An 18,013-nucleotide genomic window follows, 5' to 3' on the forward strand; every position below is an offset into this window, starting at 1 on the left:
CACCCGCTCAGGCGATCATGCTCAGGCGCCGCGGAGCTGGGCTCCGGTGCGCTCTGCGGCGAGAGCGACGGCGGCGTCGCGCGCCGCCGTGGTCTCCTCGACCGTGAGCGTGCGGTCGGGCGCCCGGAACCGCAGCGTGTACGCCAGGGACTTGTTGCCCTCGCCCACCTGCGGGCCGGTGTAGACGTCGAACAGCCGGATCGACTCCAGCAGCTCGCCCGCCCCGGCCCGGAGGGCGGCCTCGACCTCGGCGACCGGGGTGGAGGCGGCGACGGTCAGCGCGACGTCCTGCGTGGCCACCGGGTAGGCGGACACGGCGGGCGTCTGCACCGGCCCGTCGGGGCTGAGCAGCGACAGCTCCAGCTCCATCGCGCAGGTGCGCGGCGGCAGCCCGTAGGCCTCGACGACCCGGGGGTGCAGCTCGCCGGCGTGACCGACCAGCACCGGCTCGCCGGTCTCGGCGTCGGTGACGGTCAGCGCGGCGCACCGCCCGGGATGCCACGGCTCGTGCTGGTCGGCCCGGACGCCGAGCTCCACGCCCGCCGCCCGCGCGACCGTGCGGGCCGCCTCGACGGCGTCCGCCCAGGACGCCTGCCGGCCCTCGCCCCACCAGCCGGAGCGCTCGAACTCACCCGCCAGCACCACGGCCACCCGGAGCGGCTGCCTCGGCAGCGCCGTCTCGATCGCCGCCAGCTCCTCCTCCGTGGGCCTGCGGTCGACCGGGAGGACCGGAGCCGTCGCCGGGGCCTGCGGCTCGGGCCGGTAGACCAGCCCGGACTCGAACAGCGCCACGTCGGCGAAGCCGCGGCCCACGTTGCGCACCAGGATCTTCAGCAGGCCCGGCAGCAGCGTGGTCCGCATGTACGGCTCGTCCTCGCTGAGCGGGTTGACCAGCCGGGTCGCCCGCCTGCGGGGGTCCTGCTCGGGCAGCAGCAGATTGTCGAGGTCGCGCGGCCCCATGAACGGGTAGGCGAGCACCTCCACGTATCCCGCGTGGGCCAGGGCGCCGCCCACCCGGCGGCGCAGCCGCTGCGCCTCGGTCAGCCCGCCCCCGGCAGGAGCGGGCGGCAGCACCGACGGGATGAGGTCGTACCCCTCAAGCCGGATGACCTCCTCCGCGAGGTCGTTCGGGTCGGTCAGGTCGGGGCGCCACGTCGGCGGCGTGACCGTGATCAGGTCGTCGCCGTGGACGGCCAGCCGGTCGGCGAGGTCGCCGGAGGCGAGCACGCCGGTGGCCGCGACGCCGTGCCCGGCCGTCGCGGCGGGGGCGGCGCCCTCCGTCACCACGCAGCCGATCTGCTCCAGCCTGCGGATCACGCTCTCCCGCTCGTACGTCACGCCCGCCACCCGGCTGGGGTGGTCGGCCGGGATGGTGATCCGCACCGGCGAGACCTCCACCTGGGCGTGGGTCACTCCGGGACCGGCGACGGCCCCGCCCAGCTCGACCAGGAGCTGGACGGCACGCCACGACGCGGCCAGGGGCAGCTCGCGGTCGACGCCGCGCTCGAACCGCTTGGACGCCTCGCTCACGAGGTTGTGCCGCCGCGACTCGCGGGCGATGCCGGTGGCGGAGAAGTGCGCCGCCTCGATGACGATGTCGGTCGAGGTCTCGGAGATCTCCGTGTGCAGGCCGCCCATCGTGCCGGCCATCGAGATCGGGCCCGAGTCGTCGGTGATGAGGATGTCCTCGTCGTGGAGCGTGCGCACCACGTGGTCGAGCGTCTCCAGCGTCTCCCCCGGCCGGGCCCGCCGTACGACGATCGGGCCGGACAGACGCGACCGGTCGAAGGCGTGCAGGGGCTGGCCGAGCTCCAGCATCACGTAGTTGGTGATGTCGACGGCCAGCGAGACCGAGCGCATGCCGGCGCGGGCCAGCCGCACCCGCATCCACAGCGGAGACTCGGCGGCCGGGTCGAAGCCGGTGACCGAGCGCAGCACGAACCGGTCGCAGGCGGTGGGGTCGGCGATCGCCGCGGGCCAGGACTCCCCGCCCCCGGACTCCGCCTCGCTCGCGGCAGGGTCGCGGAACGGCACGCCGAACGCGATGGCCGCCTCACGCGCGACGCCGCGGATCGACAGGGCGTATCCGCGGTCGGTCGCGACCTCCAGTTCGAGCACGTCGTCACGCAGGCCGAGCAGCTCGACCACGTCGGCGCCGATCGGGGTGTCCTGCGGCAGCAGCAGGATGCCCGGGGAGGACTCGGCGATGCCGAGCTCGGCCTCCGAGCAGATCATGCCGTCGGAGAGACGCCCGTAGGTCTTGCGGGAGCCGATCTCGAAACCGCCGGGGAGCACCGCGCCGGGCAGCGCGACCGGGACCACGGCGCCCTCGGAGAAGTTCGTCGCGCCGCACACGATCTCGCGCGGCGTCGCCTCCCCCACCTCGACCTTGCAGTGCCGGATGGGCTTCTTGAACCCGGCCAGCTCCTCGATCTCGAGGACCCGGCCGACCACGACGTTCTTGATCTCGTGGCCGTGCGAGTGGATGGCCTCCAGCTTGAGGCCGGCGGCGGTGAGCCGGTCGGCCACCTCCTGGGCGGTGACCGCGGGGAGATCGACGTACTCCCGCAGCCATGAAAGCGGGACCTTCATCAGACCTCCATTCCGAACGGCAGGGTGAACCGGATGTCGCCCTCGACCATGTCACGCATGTCCTCGGCGTTGTGGCGGAACATCAGCGTCCGCTCCACGCCCATGCCGAAGGCGAATCCCGAGTAGACGGCGGGGTCGACGCCGCAGGCGAGCAGCACGCGCGGGTTGACCATGCCGCAGCCGCCCCACTCGATCCAGCCCTCCGACTTGCAGGTGCGGCAGGGCGGGTTGCCCGGCACCGCCGAGGAGCCGCGGCAGACGAAGCAGCGCAGGTCGAGCTCGGCCGACGGCTCGGTGAACGGGAAGTAGTGCGGCCGGAAGCGGGTGGTGATCCCCGCGCCGAACATCACCTCGGCGAACCGGTCGAGTGTGCCCTTCAGGTGGGCCATCGTCAGGCCCTTGTCGACCGCCAGGCCCTCGACCTGGTGGAAGACCGGCGTGTGCGTGGCGTCCAGCTCGTCGGTGCGGAAGGTCTTGCCCGGCGACACCACGTACACCGGCAGCGGGCGCGACAGCAGGGCCCTGATCTGCACCGGCGAGGTCTGGGTGCGCAGCACCTTCCCGGAGTCGACGCTCTCCACGAAGAACGTGTCGTGGTCGGACCTGGCCGGGTGGTCGGGGGCGATGTTCAGCGCGTCGAAGTTGAACCACTCGCCTTCGAGCTCGGGCCCCTCCGCCACCTCGTAACCCATCGCCACGAACGCGTCGGCGATGCGCTCCTGCAGGGTGGTCAGCGGGTGCCGGGCGCCGCGCGGCGCGCGGTCCCAGGGCAGCGTGACGTCGACCGTCTCCTCGATGAGGACCCGCGCGTCCCGCTCCGCCTCCAGCTCGGTCTGGCGCGTGGCGAGCGCCTCGCCGATCGCCTTGCGCGCGGCGCCGATCCGCTTGCCCGCCTCGGCGCGCGCGGCGGGCGGCAGTGCGCCGATCTCACGGTTCGCCAGTGCGATGGGCGAGCGGTCGCCCACGTGCGTCAGCCTGGCCTGCTTCAGATCGTCGAGGTCGCGCGCCGCGGCGATGGCGGCGAGAGCGTCGGCCTGCGCCCGCGCGACCTCGTCGGCGTGCAGCGGCGTCACCTCGACCGGGTCATAGGTGTTCGACAAGAGAGAGCTCCGTATCCAGGGGCCTGCGAGCGCCCTGCGCTCAGCGTGGTCAGTTTAGTGCCCATCCCGTCAATCCTTGCCCCGTCGCGTCGCCCGGAGCGGCACCTCGCGGCGTTGTCGCCCCACCCACGAAAATTCCTCGCAAGCTCAGAATTTCCGCGGGGCCCGGGGTTGCAGCGGCCGATAACGCTGTTATCGACTCCTCCTCCGCCTTGCGACGCACCACTCCGGACACCGCTCCGTCCGGGCAAATCTTGCCGGTCAGGGAACCCGTCCGATCAGCCCACCGGGCCGTCCTTCGCGCGCCACGGCCTGTGCGACGGCCATGTGGAAAAGGCTCAGGCGAAGTCAGGGGTGCCGGTGGGCAAGGTAAATCGGAACTCCGCGCCGCCGCCGGGCGCGCGCTGCACGCTGATGGTGCCGCCGTGGGCCTCGACGAGGCCCTTGACGATGAACAGCCCGAGTCCGGTCCCCCCGCGGCGGCGGCCGTTTCCCCGCCAGAACTGGCGGAAGACGCGGCCGACCAGCTCGGGCGCCACGCCCTCACCCTGGTCCCGCACCGACACCGCCACACCCCATTCGACCGGCTCCACCACTATGGTCACCGTACCGCGTCCGTGGCGCACCGCGTTTTCCACCAGGTTCGCGAGAATCTGGTCAATCTTGTCCTGGTCGAGCCACATCTCCGGCAGCTCGCCGAGGACCTCCAGCCGGAAGCGGTCCTCCGGCTCCCCCGCCGCCACCCGGCCCGCGATGATCTTACGGGCCCGGGCCGGCACGTCCACGATCTGGCGGTGGATCTCCACCCTGCCCGACTCGATGCGCGAGACGTCGAGCAGCTCGGTGATCAGCCGCGTCACCCGGTCGGCGTCGGCGTTGACCGTCTCCAGCATGACGCGCTTCTGGGCGTCGGTGAAGCGCTCCCACTTGGCCAGCAGTGTCGCGGTGAACCCCTTGACGCTGGTCAGCGGCGAGCGCAGCTCATGGGCCACGGTCGAGACCAGGTCGGCGCGGCTGCGCTCGATCCGGGCGCGCGCCGAGGCGTCGCGCAGCGTGATCACGACGCGCTCCACGCGTCCGCCGCGCGGCGGCGTGCGGACGAAGCGCGCGGCGACGAGCATCTCCTGGCGGCCGGGCAGGTGCAGCGGCCGTTCCGGCTGGCGGCTGCGGATGGACAGCCCGCCCTGCGGGTCGAGCCACTTCCACCAGTCGCGGCCGTCCTGGTCGCGCATCGGCAGCACGTCGCCGATGAGCCTGCCCACCGCCGCCTCGCGGGTCACCCCGGTCAGCCGCTCGGCGGCCCGGTTGACCATCAGGATCACGCCGTCGGCGTCGGTGGCGACGAGGCCGTCGGGAAGGTCGTCGACGTCGATGCGCGCCCGCCCTCCGGCGTCCCCCTCAAGGGCGCCGCCGGGGGTGTCGTCACCTCGCACGAGACCGCCTCCTCGAGCTCCGGAACTGCGCGCGCCGCCGCGTCCTGCGCGACTCCTTCGCCGACAATAGCGGGTTTCCCGGGCTCGGCAGCAGCCTCAGAGCGCGGGGGTAGTGGGATCTTCCACGGAATGTAAGGTCTGCCGCTGAGCGCGCGCGGAGGCGTACAGGCAGACCGCGGCAGCGGTGGCGAGATTGAGGCTTTCCGCCCGCCCGTAGATCGGGACGCGCACCACCTCGTCGGCCAGCGCGAGGAGCTCGGGCGGCAGGCCCCACGCCTCGTTGCCGAACAGCCAGGCGGTGGGCACGTCCATGGCGACCTCGTCGAGCGTCCGGGTGCCCGCGCCGTCGGCCGCGAGCACGCGCAGCCCCGCCTCCCGCGCGTGCCGTACGGCGTCCGCCACGGGAGTGCCGGTCACGACCGGCAGGTGGAACAGGCTGCCCGCGCTGGCCCGCACACACTTGCCGTTGTACGGGTCCACCGACGCGTCGGTGAACACCACCGAGTCGGCGCCCGCGGCGTCGGCCGTACGCAGGACCGTGCCCGCGTTGCCGGGATCGCGCACGTGGGCGAGGATCGCCACCAGCCGGGCCCCCCGCGGCACCGCCTCGGCCAGCGGGACGTGCACGAACCTGCACACGGCCAGCAGGCCCTGCGGGGTGACCGTCTGGGTCAGCTCCGACATGACCTCGCCGCTCGCGTGGTGTACCGGGACGCCCGCCGCCACGGCGGCGGCCACGATGTCGGCGTGCCGCGTCTCCGCCTCGACCGTCGTGAACAGTTCGACCGTGACGTCCTTGAGCGCGAGGGCCTCGCGGACCGCCTGCGGCCCCTCCGCCAGGAACGCCCGGTCGCGGTCCCGGAAAGCCCGCTTGGTCAACCTGCGGGCCGCCTTGACGCGCGGCGACTTGATATTGGTGAGCTCCGCCATGCCCCGCTTGTTCCCCCTTGACGTGAATGAGGGCCCGCCGCAGGCGGCGAGCCCTCGTCTTTGCGCAGGTGTCAGGCGACCGGCGCGTTCACGTCGGACGGGAGCGCCTTCCTGGCGGACTCGACCAGCGTGGCGAAGGTCTGCGTGTCGTTCACCGCGAGGTCCGCGAGGATCTTGCGGTCCACCTCGATGCCGGCCAGGCGCAGGCCCTGGATGAACCGGTTGTAGGTGATGCCGTTCGCGCGGGCGGCGGCGTTGATCCGCTGGATCCACAGCCGGCGGAACGTGCCCTTCTTGTCCTTGCGGTCCCGGTACGCATAGGTCATCGAGTGGAGCATCTGCTCCTTGGCCTTGCGGTAGAGCCGCGACCGCTGCCCGCGGTAACCGCTCGCCCGCTCGAGAACGACCCGGCGCTTCTTCTTGGCGTTGAGCGCCCGCTTCACGCGTGCCATGTTGTTCTATCTCCCCGGGTCGTTACTTCGCGAGCAGCTTCTTGATCTTCTTGGTGTCGGCGTCGGACATGACGACGACACCCTCGAGACGGCGCGTGCGAGTGGACGGCTTGTGCTCGAACAGGTGCTGCCGGTTGGCGCGGCGGCGGACAACCTTGCCGGATCCGGTGAGCCGGAACCGCTTCTTCGCACCGCTGTGCGTCTTCATCTTCGGCATCTCAGCCGTCTCTCCTCTTTCGTCCGTGCCGACGGCCCGGGCCGGTAACCCGGGCCGGCGGCCTGCCTTACTCCGCGAGACCGCCCCGGTCTCGGTTTCCGTGTACGTCTGCGGCGCCCCGCCTGGTGGTTCAGGCGGGCGTCACTGCGGCTGCGCGGCCTGCTCCTCGGCGGGCTCCGCCTCCTGCTGGTCGGTGCCGCGGGCCTTCGCGGCGGCCTTCTCGGCCTTCGCCTCGGCCTTCTTCTTGTGCGGCCCGATCACCATGATCATGTTGCGACCGTCCTGCTTCGGCTGCGACTCGACGAACCCCAGGTCGGTGACGTCCTCGGCGAGGCGCTGCAGGAGCCGGAAGCCCAGTTCCGGCCGGGACTGCTCGCGACCCCGGAACATGATCGTGACCTTGACCTTGTCTCCCGCCTTCAGGAAGCGCACGACGTGACCCTTCTTGGTCTCGTAGTCGTGCGGGTCGATCTTCGGCCGGAGCTTGATCTCTTTGATGATCGTGTGCGCCTGGTTGCGACGGGCCTCGCGCGCCTTCATGGCCGACTCGTACTTGAACTTGCCGTAGTCCATGAGCTTGCAGACGGGCGGGCGGGCCGTGGCCGCAACCTCCACCAGGTCGAGATCGCTCTCCTGCGCCAGCTTCAGTGCGTCGCCGATGGAGACGATGCCGACCTGTTCGCCGTTCGGGCCGACGAGGCGCACCTCGGGCACGCGAATACGGTCGTTGATGCGGGGCTCGGTGCTGATGGGACCTCCAAAAGACTTCCGCTTGTCTCGACCGCGCGGAGCAAAAACAAAACCCCGCACGTCACGCATGCGGGGTCACTGAGCTCTCCTGCCGAAAACTCCGGTGTGATCCTGGACCCGTCCGCCTTTCGGCGAAGCAGGTGGGAGGAGGACCTCCGCTTGCGCGTCCAGCTCATGCCGGACCGATCGAGTTCCTACGTTACCACAAACCCGAAGGCCCCCCGACGTATTCCAAGGCCACCACAGGGGCCGCCACGGGGGGCGTCACGGTGCCGCTCAGGTGGCCGCGCGCCGGGCGATCTCGGCCTCGCCGGCGGCGCGCATCGCCTCCACCGGCACGTCCGCGCGGCCGGTCATCAGCTCGGCCTGCCGCACCGCCTGGTGCAGCAGCATCGGGAAGCCGCCGATCACGGTGCGCCCCCGCGCGCGTACGGCCGCGGCCAGCGCCGTCGGCCAGGGCGCGTAGACGACGTCGAACAGAGCCGCCTTCTCGGGCAGGCGGGCCGCGACCCGTTCGGCCAGCGCGTCGGCCGCGCCGGACGGCAGCGTGGAGACGACCAGGTCGGCCGCGGGGTCGAAGTCGCCGAAGGAGCGCACGGTCACCGTGGTGCCGAGGCGCTCGGCGACCCGCAGGGTCTCTCCCGCGCGGTCCGGGTCGCGCACGACCAGCGTGACCTCCGCGAGGCCCGTCTCCCGCAGGGCGGCGACGGCCGAGGCCGCGGTGGCGCCGCCGCCGAGGATCACCGCCGAGGCGGGCGCGGGGACGCCCGCCTCCGCGAGCGCCTGGACGATGCCGTACACGTCGGTGTTCTCGCCGTGGCGCGCGCCGTCGCGGAACACCACCGTGTTGGCGCCGCCGACCGCCACGGCGAGCTCGGAGACGGTGTCGAGCAGCGGCAGCACGGCGCGTTTGAGCGGCATCGTGAGCGACAGCCCCGCCCATTCCGGGCCGAGCCCGCCGACCAGGTCGGCCAGCCCGTCCTCGGCGCACTCGATCGCGTCGTAGCGCCAGTCCGCCAGGCCCATCGCCGCGTACGCCGCCCGGTGCAGCACCGGGGACAGCGAGTGCGCGATCGGGGAGCCCAGCACGGCGGCCCGGCGGCCGGTCACGGTCATTTGTTGTTCCTGTTGAACTCGTCGCGGAGCTTCCAGAACTCCGTCTCCTTGTCGGTGAACTTGGTGATGCCCCGCTTCGGGTCGACCGTCACGAAGTACAGCCAGTTGCCGTCCGCCGGGTGCAGCGCGGCCTCGATCGCGTGGTCGCCGGGGTTGGCGATCGGGCCGGGCGGCAGGCCGAAGTACTTGTAGGTGTTGTACCGCGAGGTGCTCTCCAGGTCGGCGTGCGAGGCCGCGATGCCGTACTTGTTCAGGCCGTACATGACCGTGCTGTCCATGCCCAGCTTCATCTGGGGGTTGGAGGTCAGCCGGTTGTAGACGACCCTGGCGACCTTCGGCATGTCCTCGGCGCTGCCGGACTCCGCCTGCACGATGCTGGCGATGATGATGATCTGCCTGGCGCTGAAGCCGAGCTGCTTCGCCTGTGCCTCCAGGTCGACCCGATCCGCGGTCTGGTTGAACCGGTCGACCATCTTGGTGAGGATCTGCTGCGGGGTGAGCTTGCTGCTGATCTCGTACGTGGCCGGGAACGCGAAGCCCTCCAGACGGCCCTTGGCGTACGAGGGAAGCCCGATGTCGGTGCGGGCGGCCTTCTTGAAGTCCTCGACCGGCTTGCCGGTGGCGGTCGACAGCTCCTCGTAGATCTTGCTGAGCCGCAGTCCCTCGCGGATCGTCAGCCGGTTGAGCACGCGGTTCTTGGGGTCGAGCAGGGCCAGAGCGGACTCCGCGGACATGCCCTTGCGCATCTCATACTGACCCGGTTGGAGCGAGGAACTCTTGCCCGCTGCGCCGATGGCGTTGATGAACGCCCGGGCGCTGGCCACGACGCCCTGGTCCTCCAGCATCTGGGCGACGTCGGTGGCGCTCGCGCCCTCCTCGATCTCGACGACGACCTCCCCGCGGCCCTCCCCGGTGTAGTCCTTGGGGATCATCACGCCGCGCGCCCAGGTGAACCCGAAGTAGCCGAGGCCGCCGAGGACCCCGACGATGATCACGACGGCGAACAGCGTGGCGACCCTGCCCTTGCGCCGCTGTTTCTTGCGGCGTCTGCGGCTGCGCCGCTGCTGGGTCCGGCTGCCAGAGGGCCGGCGCCGGGGAGAACCGTCGTCGTCCTCGGCGCCGAGCAGGAAGTCCATGTCCAGATCATTCATAGTGCGCTGGCCAATCTCTCGGTACGAGAGGCCTCCCGTCAAGCGAGTGTGCCAAACCGAGGGGGTTCGGGACAGGGGGTTCCGCGGGGGGCGTTCCCGATATATGGAGCCCCGCCCGGGGGCGGCGGGGCCGTGCGGACGCACCGGGCGCGCTCCGGAACCCCGCGGGCGGCGCCGCGCGGATGCCCCGGGGAACGATCAGTTCGTCCCGAGATACCTGTTCAGCTCCTCCCGATATTTCCTGAACTCCGCCTCTTTGTCAGTGAATTTGGTGATTTTACGCCGGGGATCGGTGGTCACGAACCAGTACCACGTGCCCTCGGCGGGGTGGAGGGCGGCCGCGAGCGCGCTCTCCCCCGGGTTGCCGATGGGCCCGGGCGGCAGCCCGGGGCGCGCGTAGGTGTTGTAGGGCGACTCGACCCGCGTGTCCTGGGTGCTGACCTTGAGGGTGTGGCGGTTCAGCGCGTAGTTGACCGTGCTGTCCATCTCCAGCTTCGCGCCGCGCGCGAGACGGTTGTACACCACTCTGGCGATCTTGGGGTAGTCGGCCGGGACGCCGCCCTCGGCCTGCACGATGCTGGCGACCGTCACCGCCTGTTTGGGCGTGAGCCGCACGCGCGGCGCCAGCTCCTCCAGCTTCACCTTCGCGGCGGCGACGCGGAACCGGGCCGTCATCTTCCTGAGCAGATCGACGGCGGTCATCCCCGGCTCGATCTCGTACGTCGCGGGGAACAGGAAGCCCTCGGCCGTCCCCTCGGCATACGCGGGCAGGCGCAGGCGCCGGGGCTCGGCGACGGCTTCGGCGAAGTCCTTCAGGGGGATGCCGGTCCGGTCCGCGAGCGTGCGCAGCACCTCGCTCGTGCGCAGCCCCTCGGGCACGGTGACCGTGCGCACGACCCTGCTGGCGGGCGAGAGCAGCAGATCGAGGGCGCTCTCGGCGGCCATGCGACGCCGCAGGGTGTAACGGCCCGGGTGCAGGCCGCTCTCCTTGGAGCGCGTGATCACCTGCTCGACGAACGACTGGGCACTGGCCACCACGCCGGCCCGCTCCAGCGTCTCGCCGATCTCGCCGGCGCTCGCCCCCGGCGTGATCTCGACCGTGACCGTGCCCGAGCCGCCGCCGGAGTAGTCGGGGGCCTTGTCGGACTGCCCGACCACCTGGTGCACGCCGTACGCCACCGCCACCGCGACCAGGGCGAGACCCCCGGCCAAGGCGGCCGCGGTCCGCTTCACCGTGCGGTCCCGCCGCTCGCTTCCTCACCTGGCCCGTTGCCGGGCCGCGGTGGTTCGAGAGGTCTGCCGGGGGGATTGCCGGTGGCCCGTTCGCCGTCGAGCGCGGCCTGCAGCAGCACGACGGCCGCCGCCTGGTCGATCACGTCACGCTGGTTGCGGGCCTTCACGCCGCTGGAACGCAGGCCCTGCTGGGCGCTGACCGTGGTGAGCCGTTCGTCCACCAGCCGGATCGGGACCGGAGCCACCCGGGCGGCCAGTCGCGCGGCGAACTCGCGCGCGGCCCCGGCGGCGTGGCTCTCCCTGCCCGACAGCGACGTGGGCAGCCCGACCACGATCTCGATCGCCTCGTGCTCGGCCACGATCTCCGTGATCCTCGCCAGGTCGCCGCGGCCGCGCCGTACGGTCTCCACCGGCGTGGCCAGCAGACCCGACGGGTCGCTGCGGGCCACGCCGATGCGGACGGAGCCGACGTCGACCCCGATCCTGACGCCGTGCCTCATCGGCCGCTCACGCCACCGCGGAGGAGATGGCCTCCTCGACCGCGCGAAGCGCGTCGCCGATCGCCTCGGGCCGCGTGCCGCCGCCCTGGGCCACGTCGTCCTTGCCGCCACCGCCACCCCCGAGTGCCTTGGCGGCGACGCCGACGAGCCGGCCCGCCTTCAGGCCGCGCTCGCGTCCCGCCTCGTTGACCGCGGCGACGACGACCGGCCGGTCGGAGGGGACGCCGGAGACGACGACGACCGCGGCGCGGTCGCCAGGGAACCTGCCGCGCACATCGAGGGCGAGTTTACGCAGGTCGTCGGCGGAGGTGCCATCAGGCGCGCGGTGCGTCACCACGGAGACGCCCTGCACGTCGCGGGCCTGCGCGGCGAGTTCGCCGGCCACCGCGAGCACCTGGGCCGAGCGGACCTTCTCCAGTTCCTTCTCCGCTGCGCGCAGCCGGGTGACGATGCCCTCGATGCGCTCGGGCAGCTCCTCGCGGCGGGTCTTGAGCTGCTCGCTGAGCTGGGCGACCAGCACGCTTTCGCGGGCCAGGAACCGGAACGCGTCGAGGCCGACGAGCGCCTCCACACGGCGCACGCCCGCGCCGATGGACGACTCGCCCAGCACCTTCACCAGGCCGAGCTGGCCGGAGCTGGCCACGTGCGTGCCGCCGCACAGCTCGCGGGAGTAGTCGCCGACCTCGACCACCCGGACCTCGTCGCCGTACTTCTCGCCGAACAGCGCGAGCGCGCCCATCGCGCGGGCCTGCGCCTGGCTGGTGTAGAACGCGTTGACCTTGAGGTCGTTGATCAGGACGGCGTTCACCTCGTCCTCGACGTCGCGCAGCATCGACGGGGAGACGGCCCCGGCCGCGGTGAAGTCGAAGCGGAAGCGGCCCGGGGAGTTCTCCGAGCCCGCCTGGGCCGCCGACTCGCCGAGGGCGTTGCGGAACCCGCGGTGGACCAGGTGGGTCGCGGTGTGGCTGCGGGAGATCGCGCGGCGCCGCTCCAGGTCGATGTCGGCCTGTGCCTGGTCGCCGACCCGCACCTCGCCGGTGCGCACCTTGCCGCGGTGCACGACCAGGCCGGCCACCGGCGACTGGACGTCCACGATCTCGATCTCCGCGCCGCCGGTGCGGATCAGGCCCTGGTCGGAGAGCTGACCGCCGCCCTCCGCGTAGAACGGGGTGCGGTCGAGCACGACCTCCAGCGTGGTCCCCGCGCCGGCCGCCGGGACGGACGCGCCGTCGACGAGCAGGCCGATGACGTTGGCCTCGGCGGTGGTGTGGTCGTAACCGAGGAAGTCGACCTTTCCAGCCTTCTCCAGGATGCCGGTGAACACCGAGATGTCGGCGTTGCCGGTCTTCTTCGCCGCGGCGTCGGCCTTGGCCCGGTCCCGCTGCTCCTTCATGAGCCGGCGGAAGCCCTCCTCGTCCACCTGGAGGCCCTGCTCGGCCGCCATCTCCAGGGTGAGGTCGATCGGGAAGCCGTAGGTGTCGTGGAGCTGGAACGCCTGGTCGCCGCTGAGCGTCGCGGCGCCCTTGCGCTTGGTCTCCTCCACCGCGACGTCGAAGATCGCCGTACCGGTGCGGAGCGTGCCGAGGAACGACGCCTCCTCGGCGTCGATGACCGTGTGGATGTTGGCGGCGTCTGCCTTGAGCTCGGGGTACTGCTCGCCCATCACGTCGATGGTGACGGCGGTGAGCGCGTGCATGTGCCGCTCCTCGCCCGCGCCGAGCAGGCGGAGGTTGCGGATCGCGCGGCGCAGCATGCGGCGCAGCACGTAGCCGCGGCCCTCGTTGGACGGCAGCACGCCGTCGCCGACGAGCATGACGCCCGCCCGCATGTGGTCGGCGACCACCCGCAGCGACACGTCGGCGCGCTTGTCGCGCCCGTAGCGCGACCGGGTGAGCTCGGCCGCCGTATCGAGGATCTTGTACGTCGTGTCGATCTCGTAGATGTTGTCGACGCCCTGCAGGATCGCCGCCATGCGCTCAAGGCCCATGCCGGTGTCGATGTTCTTGGCCGGCAGCTCGCCCGCCACGTCGAAGTCGATCTTGCTGCGGACCTTGCTGAGCTGGAACTGCATGAAGACGAGGTTCCACACCTCGAGGAAGCGGTTCTCGTCGGCGATCGGCCCGCCCTCGCGGCCGTACTCGGGGCCGCGGTCGTAGTAGATCTCCGAGCACGGCCCGCCGGGCCCGGGGACGCCCATGTGCCAGTAATTGTCGGCGAGGTCGCGGCGCTGGATGCGGTCGAGCGGCAGGCCCACCTTGCGGTGCCAGATGTCCTGGGCCTCGTCGTCGTCCAGGTAGACGGTCGCCCACAGGCGGTCCTCGGGGAAGCCGAAGCCGCCCTCGGACTCGGACCGGGTGAGCAGCTCCCAGGCGAACGGGATCGCCTGCTCCTTGAAGTAGTCGCCGAAGGAGAAGTTGCCGAGCATCTGGAAGAAGCTGGCGTGCCGGGTGGTCTTGCCGACCTCGTCGATGTCGAGGGTGCGCATGACCTTCTGCGCGCTCGTCGCCCGCCGGTACGGCGGCGTCTGCTGCGCCAGGAAGAAGGGCTTGAACGGGACCATCCCCGCGTTCACGAGGAGCAGTGTCGGGTCCTCGGCGACCAGGCTGGCCGAGGGCACGACTGTGTGCCCGCGCTCCTCGAAGAAGCGCAGGAAGCGGCGCGCGATCTCTGCCGACTCCATTTCAGCGGCCGTCCTTTACGTCGTAGATTCTGTTCTTGCCGGTGGTGGTTACATCAACCGTGTCGAGCCCGAGCTCGGCACGCAACTCGGTTTCCCTGCTCGCCGACAGCCGGCGCACCTCGCCGGCGAAGTCCCTGAGCTGGTCGGCGAGGGTCACCGCGCGGTCGGCGGTGCGCCTGGCCACGTGGTCGGGCCGCAACGACTGAAGCTTACGCATGGTCCAGACCGCGAGGAACGCGCCCAGGGACATGTAGAAGAGCCGCCGGATCATCCGCGTCCCCTCCCGATCGCCCGGCGCTCCACGGCGCGCTCGGCCGTGTGCCGCTCGCTGATCCTGTCTCCGGTTCGAGGGCCGGTGCGGGGGCCGCCGCGGGCGACCCGCCGGGCCGGGACCCTGCGGGCGGCGCGCCGGGCCAGCGCCAGGCGGAAGCCGTCCCTGAAGGCGGAGATCTTGAGCACCGGACCGGCGAACAGCGTGGACGCCACCCCGGTGATCTTGACCATGTTGCCGCTGACGTCACGCATGTTGTCCGTGATCTCCTCGGCGGCCACCAGCCGCCGGTTGGCCTCGGAGACGGTCTGGCTCATGTCGTCGAGGAGCGGGGCGATGCGGTCGCTCAGCTCGGCCACCGACTTGCGGGTCTCGGTCAGCAGTCTGGCCAGTCTGACCAGCACGACGACCATGAAGCAGACCAGGATCACCCAGAAAATGGCGACCACGAGGCCCGCCAGCTCTCCCGCGGTAAGCATGTGCCGATCTCCCTAGATCAACGGAGCTGGAATGGCAAGACCTTACCGCGAACGACCTGCCCGCCGTTCCGCACCACACACCTGGGCTGCTCCGCATCACACACCTAGGCCGCTCCGCATCACACACACCGGACCGCAGACCGGCGGTGCTCAGCCGCCGCGCAGGAAGCTCCGGATCTTCGCCCAGCGCTCGGCGAACCGCGCCTCCGCGCCGTGCGTGGTCGGCTCGTAGTAGCGGCGCTCCCGCAGCTCCTCGGGCGCGTAGTCCTGGCGGACGAGGCCGTGTTCGAAGTCGTGCGGGTACTGGTAGCCCCTGCCGTGGCCGAGCTTCTTCGCGCCCGGATAGTGGGCGTCGCGCAGGTGGTCGGGGATGCGGCCCACCATGCCGCGCCGCACGTCGTCGGAGGCCGCGCCGATCGCCTTCACGACCGCGTTCGACTTGGGCGCCAGCGCGCAGTGGATGACCGCTTGAGCGAGGTTGATCCTGCCCTCGGGCAGGCCGATGAACTCCACGGCCTGGGCGGCGGCCACCGCGACCTGCAGGCACGTGGGATCGGCCATCCCCACGTCCTCGCTCGCGAAGATCACGATCCGTCGGGCGACGAACCGCGGGTCCTCCCCCGCCTCCACCATCCGGGCGAGGTAGTGCAGCGCCGCGTCGGCGTCCGAGCCGCGCATGCTCTTGATGAACGCGCTGACCACGTCGTAGTGCTGGTCGCCCTGCCGGTCGTAGCGCACGGCCGCCTTGTCGACGGCCTTCTCCACGACCTCCACCGTGACCTCCGCCGTGACCTCGTCGGCCAGCATCGCGGCGGCTTCCAGGTAGGTCAGCGAGCGCCGCGCGTCGCCGCCGGCCAGCCGTACGAGCTGGTCGAGGGCGTCGGGGTGCAGCGTGACGCGCCCGCCGAGGCCGCGCGGGTCGGCCACCGCGCGCTGCAGGACGGCGCGGACGTCGTCTTCGGCCAGCGGCTCCAGGGTGAGCAGCAGCGAGCGGGACAGCAGCGGGGAGATGACGGAGAAGAACGGGTTCTCCGTCGTCGCGCCGATGAACGTGACCCAGCGGTTCTCCACCGCGGGCAGCAGCGCGTCCTGCTGCGCCTTGTTGAACCGGTGGACCTCGTCCACGAACAGCACGGTCTGCCTGCCGGTCATGCCGAGCTCGCGGCGGGCCTGGTCGATGGCGGCGCGCACGTCCTTGACCCCGGCGGAGACGGCCGAGATCTCCACGAACCTCCGCTTGGTCGCGCCCGCCACGACGTACGCCAGCGTGGTCTTGCCGGTGCCCGGGGGTCCCCACAGGAACAGCGACATCGGGGCGTCGCTCTCCACCAGCCGGCGCAGCGGCGTACCGGGCCCCAGCAGGTGCCGCTGGCCGATCACCTCCTCAAGCGAGCGCGGCCGCATCCGCACGGCCAGCGGCTCCTGGCCCCGGTGCGCCTCCTCGGCGGCCGAGTCGAACAGGCTCTCCACATCGCCGACACTACCGTCACTCGCTCCAGACGGCCGTCGCGCCCGTGTGCCCGGTCCGTACGGCGTAGTAGCCGACGGCCAGGGCGAGGATCACGGCGGCGGCCGACACGACCAGGGTGAGGGCCCGCGAACCGGCGCCCTCGGGGGCGCGGCGGGCCCGGGTGAGCCACACCATCACCAGGGACACGACGGTGAGCACCGCGGTCACCGGCACCAGGATCTCGGCGAGCCCGCTGTGGACCTCAATCGCGTCAGAGGGGTGGCCCTGGAACATCCGGTGCTCCAGCGCCTCCCCGCTCTCCTTGGCCACGAACACCGAGCCGAGCGCCACCACGGCGGTCGCCACCAGGGCCCAGTCGAGCTTGTGCCGCAGGCGGGGCAGCGCGGCGTACGCGATCGACAGCACCGCGAGCAGCGGCGCGAAGATCACCGCCGCGTGGACGAGGAGGGCATGGGCCGGGAGTCCGAAGACCTGGTCGAACATCGTGCATCGCTCCTGAGACGGCGGCCGGGGCGCGGTTTGCGGGCCGTCCCCCGGTATACGGATTCGCTGAGCAGGAGGTTCCCAGGCGGATCTGAGAGCAAGATGAGCGCAAACTGTCGTGATACCCCTGGGACGCCTGCTTTACACGAAGCCGACGGGATCACGGATAGAGTGGCGCCTCAGTCGTAATAAAAGGGGAAAGGGAAGGCATAGCGGTGACCGACACTGATCGGCAGAAGCAACCGGCTTCGCACGTGAGCACGGCCGGGCGCGCGACCACCCCCCGTCGCCGCCTGCGTGGCACCCTCGGCGCCGGGCTGGGGCTCCTCGTGCTGGCGGGCAGCCTGGCGGCCTGCAGTGACGGCTCGGCCGGCAACACAGCCAAGGCCACTCCCTCGGCCTCACCCTCGGCCTCCGACTCCGAGGGTCCCACGGTGCAGCACACCGAGCTGGCCGGCCCCACGCCGACGGCCAGGCCCACCGACCTGCGTCAGGTCACCTGCCAGTACCGCAAGGACGACACGGGCGCCCCGTCGAAGAACGTGGGCTTCCCGCCCAGCAAGCTGACCAGGAGGGTCATCCTGGCCAAGCAGATGATCATCACGACCAACCAGGGTGAGATCGTCATCGACCTGGCCACCAAGGACGTGCCGTGCGCGGTGAACTCGCTCGCGTTCCTGGCGAGTAAGAACTTCTACGACAACACCGTCTGCCACCGCCTCGCGACGGTGGAGACCGTCGGCCTCGGCATGCTGCAGTGCGGCGACCCCCTGGCCACGGGCAACGGCAAGCGCAAGGAAGACGGCGCGGGCGGCCCCGGCTACCTGTTCGACGACGAGAACCTCGGCGGCATGCCGCTCGTCCGGGGAACCGTCGGGCTGGCGCAGGCCACGGAGGACGCCAACTCCAACGGCAGCCAGTTCTTCATCTCCTTCACCGACGAGAACTCCCAGCTGACCGCAGCGGGCGCCGCCTTCACGATGATCGGCGTGGTGAGCAAGGGGATGAACGTCATCGACAAGATCGCCAAGGGCGGGATCATCCCGTTCAACGGCGACCCCACGGCCGACGTGCGGGGCGAGGGCTCCAACGCCCCCAAGAAGAAGGTCGTGATCAAGGACGTGGCCATCGTCTGACCGGGCCCCGGACACAGGA

General features: G+C 71.4%; 17 protein-coding genes. 1 reads left to right on the top strand and 16 read right to left on the bottom strand.

The window, feature by feature from the left end:
- Window positions 1-21 precede the first annotated feature (21 nt).
- The 16 genes from QSK36_RS29635 to QSK36_RS29710 form a co-directional block, all read right to left on the bottom strand.
- On the bottom strand, window positions 22-2,592 hold the full coding sequence (locus tag QSK36_RS29635) for a phenylalanine--tRNA ligase subunit beta (protein WP_183537222.1): 2,571 nt from the start codon (window positions 2,590-2,592) through the stop codon (window positions 22-24).
- Window positions 2,592-3,692 carry a phenylalanine--tRNA ligase subunit alpha gene (gene pheS, locus QSK36_RS29640; RefSeq protein WP_182899015.1) on the bottom strand — a complete coding sequence of 367 codons (1,101 nt, stop codon included), beginning with the start codon at window positions 3,690-3,692 and terminating at the stop codon, window positions 2,592-2,594. Before pheS ends, QSK36_RS29635 begins: the two co-directional genes overlap by 1 nt.
- A 338-nt stretch (window positions 3,693-4,030) precedes the next feature.
- Window positions 4,031-5,125 (bottom strand): sensor histidine kinase, encoded by a 1,095-nt coding sequence (locus QSK36_RS29645; RefSeq protein WP_183537218.1) that lies wholly within the window; start codon window positions 5,123-5,125, stop codon window positions 4,031-4,033.
- 96 nt (window positions 5,126-5,221) lie between these two features.
- On the bottom strand, window positions 5,222-6,055 hold the full coding sequence (locus QSK36_RS29650; RefSeq protein WP_183537216.1) for a TrmH family RNA methyltransferase: 834 nt from the start codon (window positions 6,053-6,055) through the stop codon (window positions 5,222-5,224).
- A 71-nt stretch (window positions 6,056-6,126) separates the two neighbouring features.
- The gene (gene rplT / locus QSK36_RS29655) at window positions 6,127-6,507 is read right to left on the bottom strand and encodes a 50S ribosomal protein L20 (RefSeq protein ID WP_139575007.1); all 381 of its coding nucleotides are present in this window, start codon (window positions 6,505-6,507) and stop codon (window positions 6,127-6,129) included.
- 22 nt (window positions 6,508-6,529) lie between these two features.
- A complete protein-coding gene (rpmI, locus tag QSK36_RS29660) occupies window positions 6,530-6,724 on the bottom strand; it encodes a 50S ribosomal protein L35 (protein WP_030504936.1) in 195 nt (64 codons plus the stop codon).
- 141 nt (window positions 6,725-6,865) lie between these two features.
- Window positions 6,866-7,543 (bottom strand): translation initiation factor IF-3, encoded by a 678-nt coding sequence (gene infC, locus QSK36_RS29665; protein WP_182899018.1) that lies wholly within the window; start codon window positions 7,541-7,543, stop codon window positions 6,866-6,868.
- A gap of 207 nt (window positions 7,544-7,750) precedes the next feature.
- Complete coding sequence (locus QSK36_RS29670; RefSeq protein ID WP_183537214.1) at window positions 7,751-8,590, bottom strand: shikimate dehydrogenase; 840 nt, start codon at window positions 8,588-8,590, stop codon at window positions 7,751-7,753.
- Window positions 8,587-9,741, bottom strand: a complete 1,155-nt coding sequence (gene mltG, locus QSK36_RS29675) for an endolytic transglycosylase MltG (RefSeq protein WP_285784642.1) — start codon at window positions 9,739-9,741, stop codon at window positions 8,587-8,589. The genes QSK36_RS29670 and mltG (QSK36_RS29675) overlap by 4 nt, the downstream gene beginning before the upstream one ends.
- A gap of 198 nt (window positions 9,742-9,939) precedes the next feature.
- Complete coding sequence (mltG, locus tag QSK36_RS29680; protein WP_285784643.1) at window positions 9,940-10,974, bottom strand: endolytic transglycosylase MltG; 1,035 nt, start codon at window positions 10,972-10,974, stop codon at window positions 9,940-9,942.
- Window positions 10,971-11,474, bottom strand: coding sequence for a Holliday junction resolvase RuvX (ruvX, locus tag QSK36_RS29685; protein WP_183537208.1), 504 nt, complete (start codon window positions 11,472-11,474; stop codon window positions 10,971-10,973). The genes mltG (QSK36_RS29680) and ruvX overlap by 4 nt, the downstream gene beginning before the upstream one ends.
- A 7-nt stretch (window positions 11,475-11,481) precedes the next feature.
- On the bottom strand, window positions 11,482-14,154 hold the full coding sequence (alaS, locus tag QSK36_RS29690) for an alanine--tRNA ligase (protein ID WP_285784644.1): 2,673 nt from the start codon (window positions 14,152-14,154) through the stop codon (window positions 11,482-11,484).
- 1 nt (window position 14,155) lies between these two features.
- On the bottom strand, window positions 14,156-14,425 hold the full coding sequence (locus QSK36_RS29695) for a hypothetical protein (protein WP_183537204.1): 270 nt from the start codon (window positions 14,423-14,425) through the stop codon (window positions 14,156-14,158).
- A complete protein-coding gene (locus QSK36_RS29700) occupies window positions 14,422-14,904 on the bottom strand; it encodes a DUF948 domain-containing protein (RefSeq protein ID WP_183537202.1) in 483 nt (160 codons plus the stop codon). The genes QSK36_RS29695 and QSK36_RS29700 overlap by 4 nt, the downstream gene beginning before the upstream one ends.
- A gap of 150 nt (window positions 14,905-15,054) precedes the next feature.
- Window positions 15,055-16,374, bottom strand: a complete 1,320-nt coding sequence (locus tag QSK36_RS29705; RefSeq protein ID WP_183537200.1) for a replication-associated recombination protein A — start codon at window positions 16,372-16,374, stop codon at window positions 15,055-15,057.
- Window positions 16,375-16,390: 16 nt separating this feature from the next.
- Window positions 16,391-16,858 (bottom strand): DUF2231 domain-containing protein, encoded by a 468-nt coding sequence (locus QSK36_RS29710; RefSeq protein ID WP_285784645.1) that lies wholly within the window; start codon window positions 16,856-16,858, stop codon window positions 16,391-16,393.
- A gap of 215 nt (window positions 16,859-17,073) precedes the next feature.
- Here QSK36_RS29710 and QSK36_RS29715 point away from each other — a divergent pair, with 215 nt between their 5' ends.
- Window positions 17,074-17,994 carry a peptidylprolyl isomerase gene (locus QSK36_RS29715; RefSeq protein ID WP_285784646.1) on the top strand — a complete coding sequence of 307 codons (921 nt, stop codon included), beginning with the start codon at window positions 17,074-17,076 and terminating at the stop codon, window positions 17,992-17,994.
- The last annotated feature ends 19 nt before the right edge of the window (window positions 17,995-18,013 follow it).

The organism is Microbispora sp. NBRC 16548 (assembly GCF_030268985.1).
Taxonomy (GTDB): domain Bacteria; phylum Actinomycetota; class Actinomycetes; order Streptosporangiales; family Streptosporangiaceae; genus Microbispora; species Microbispora catharanthi.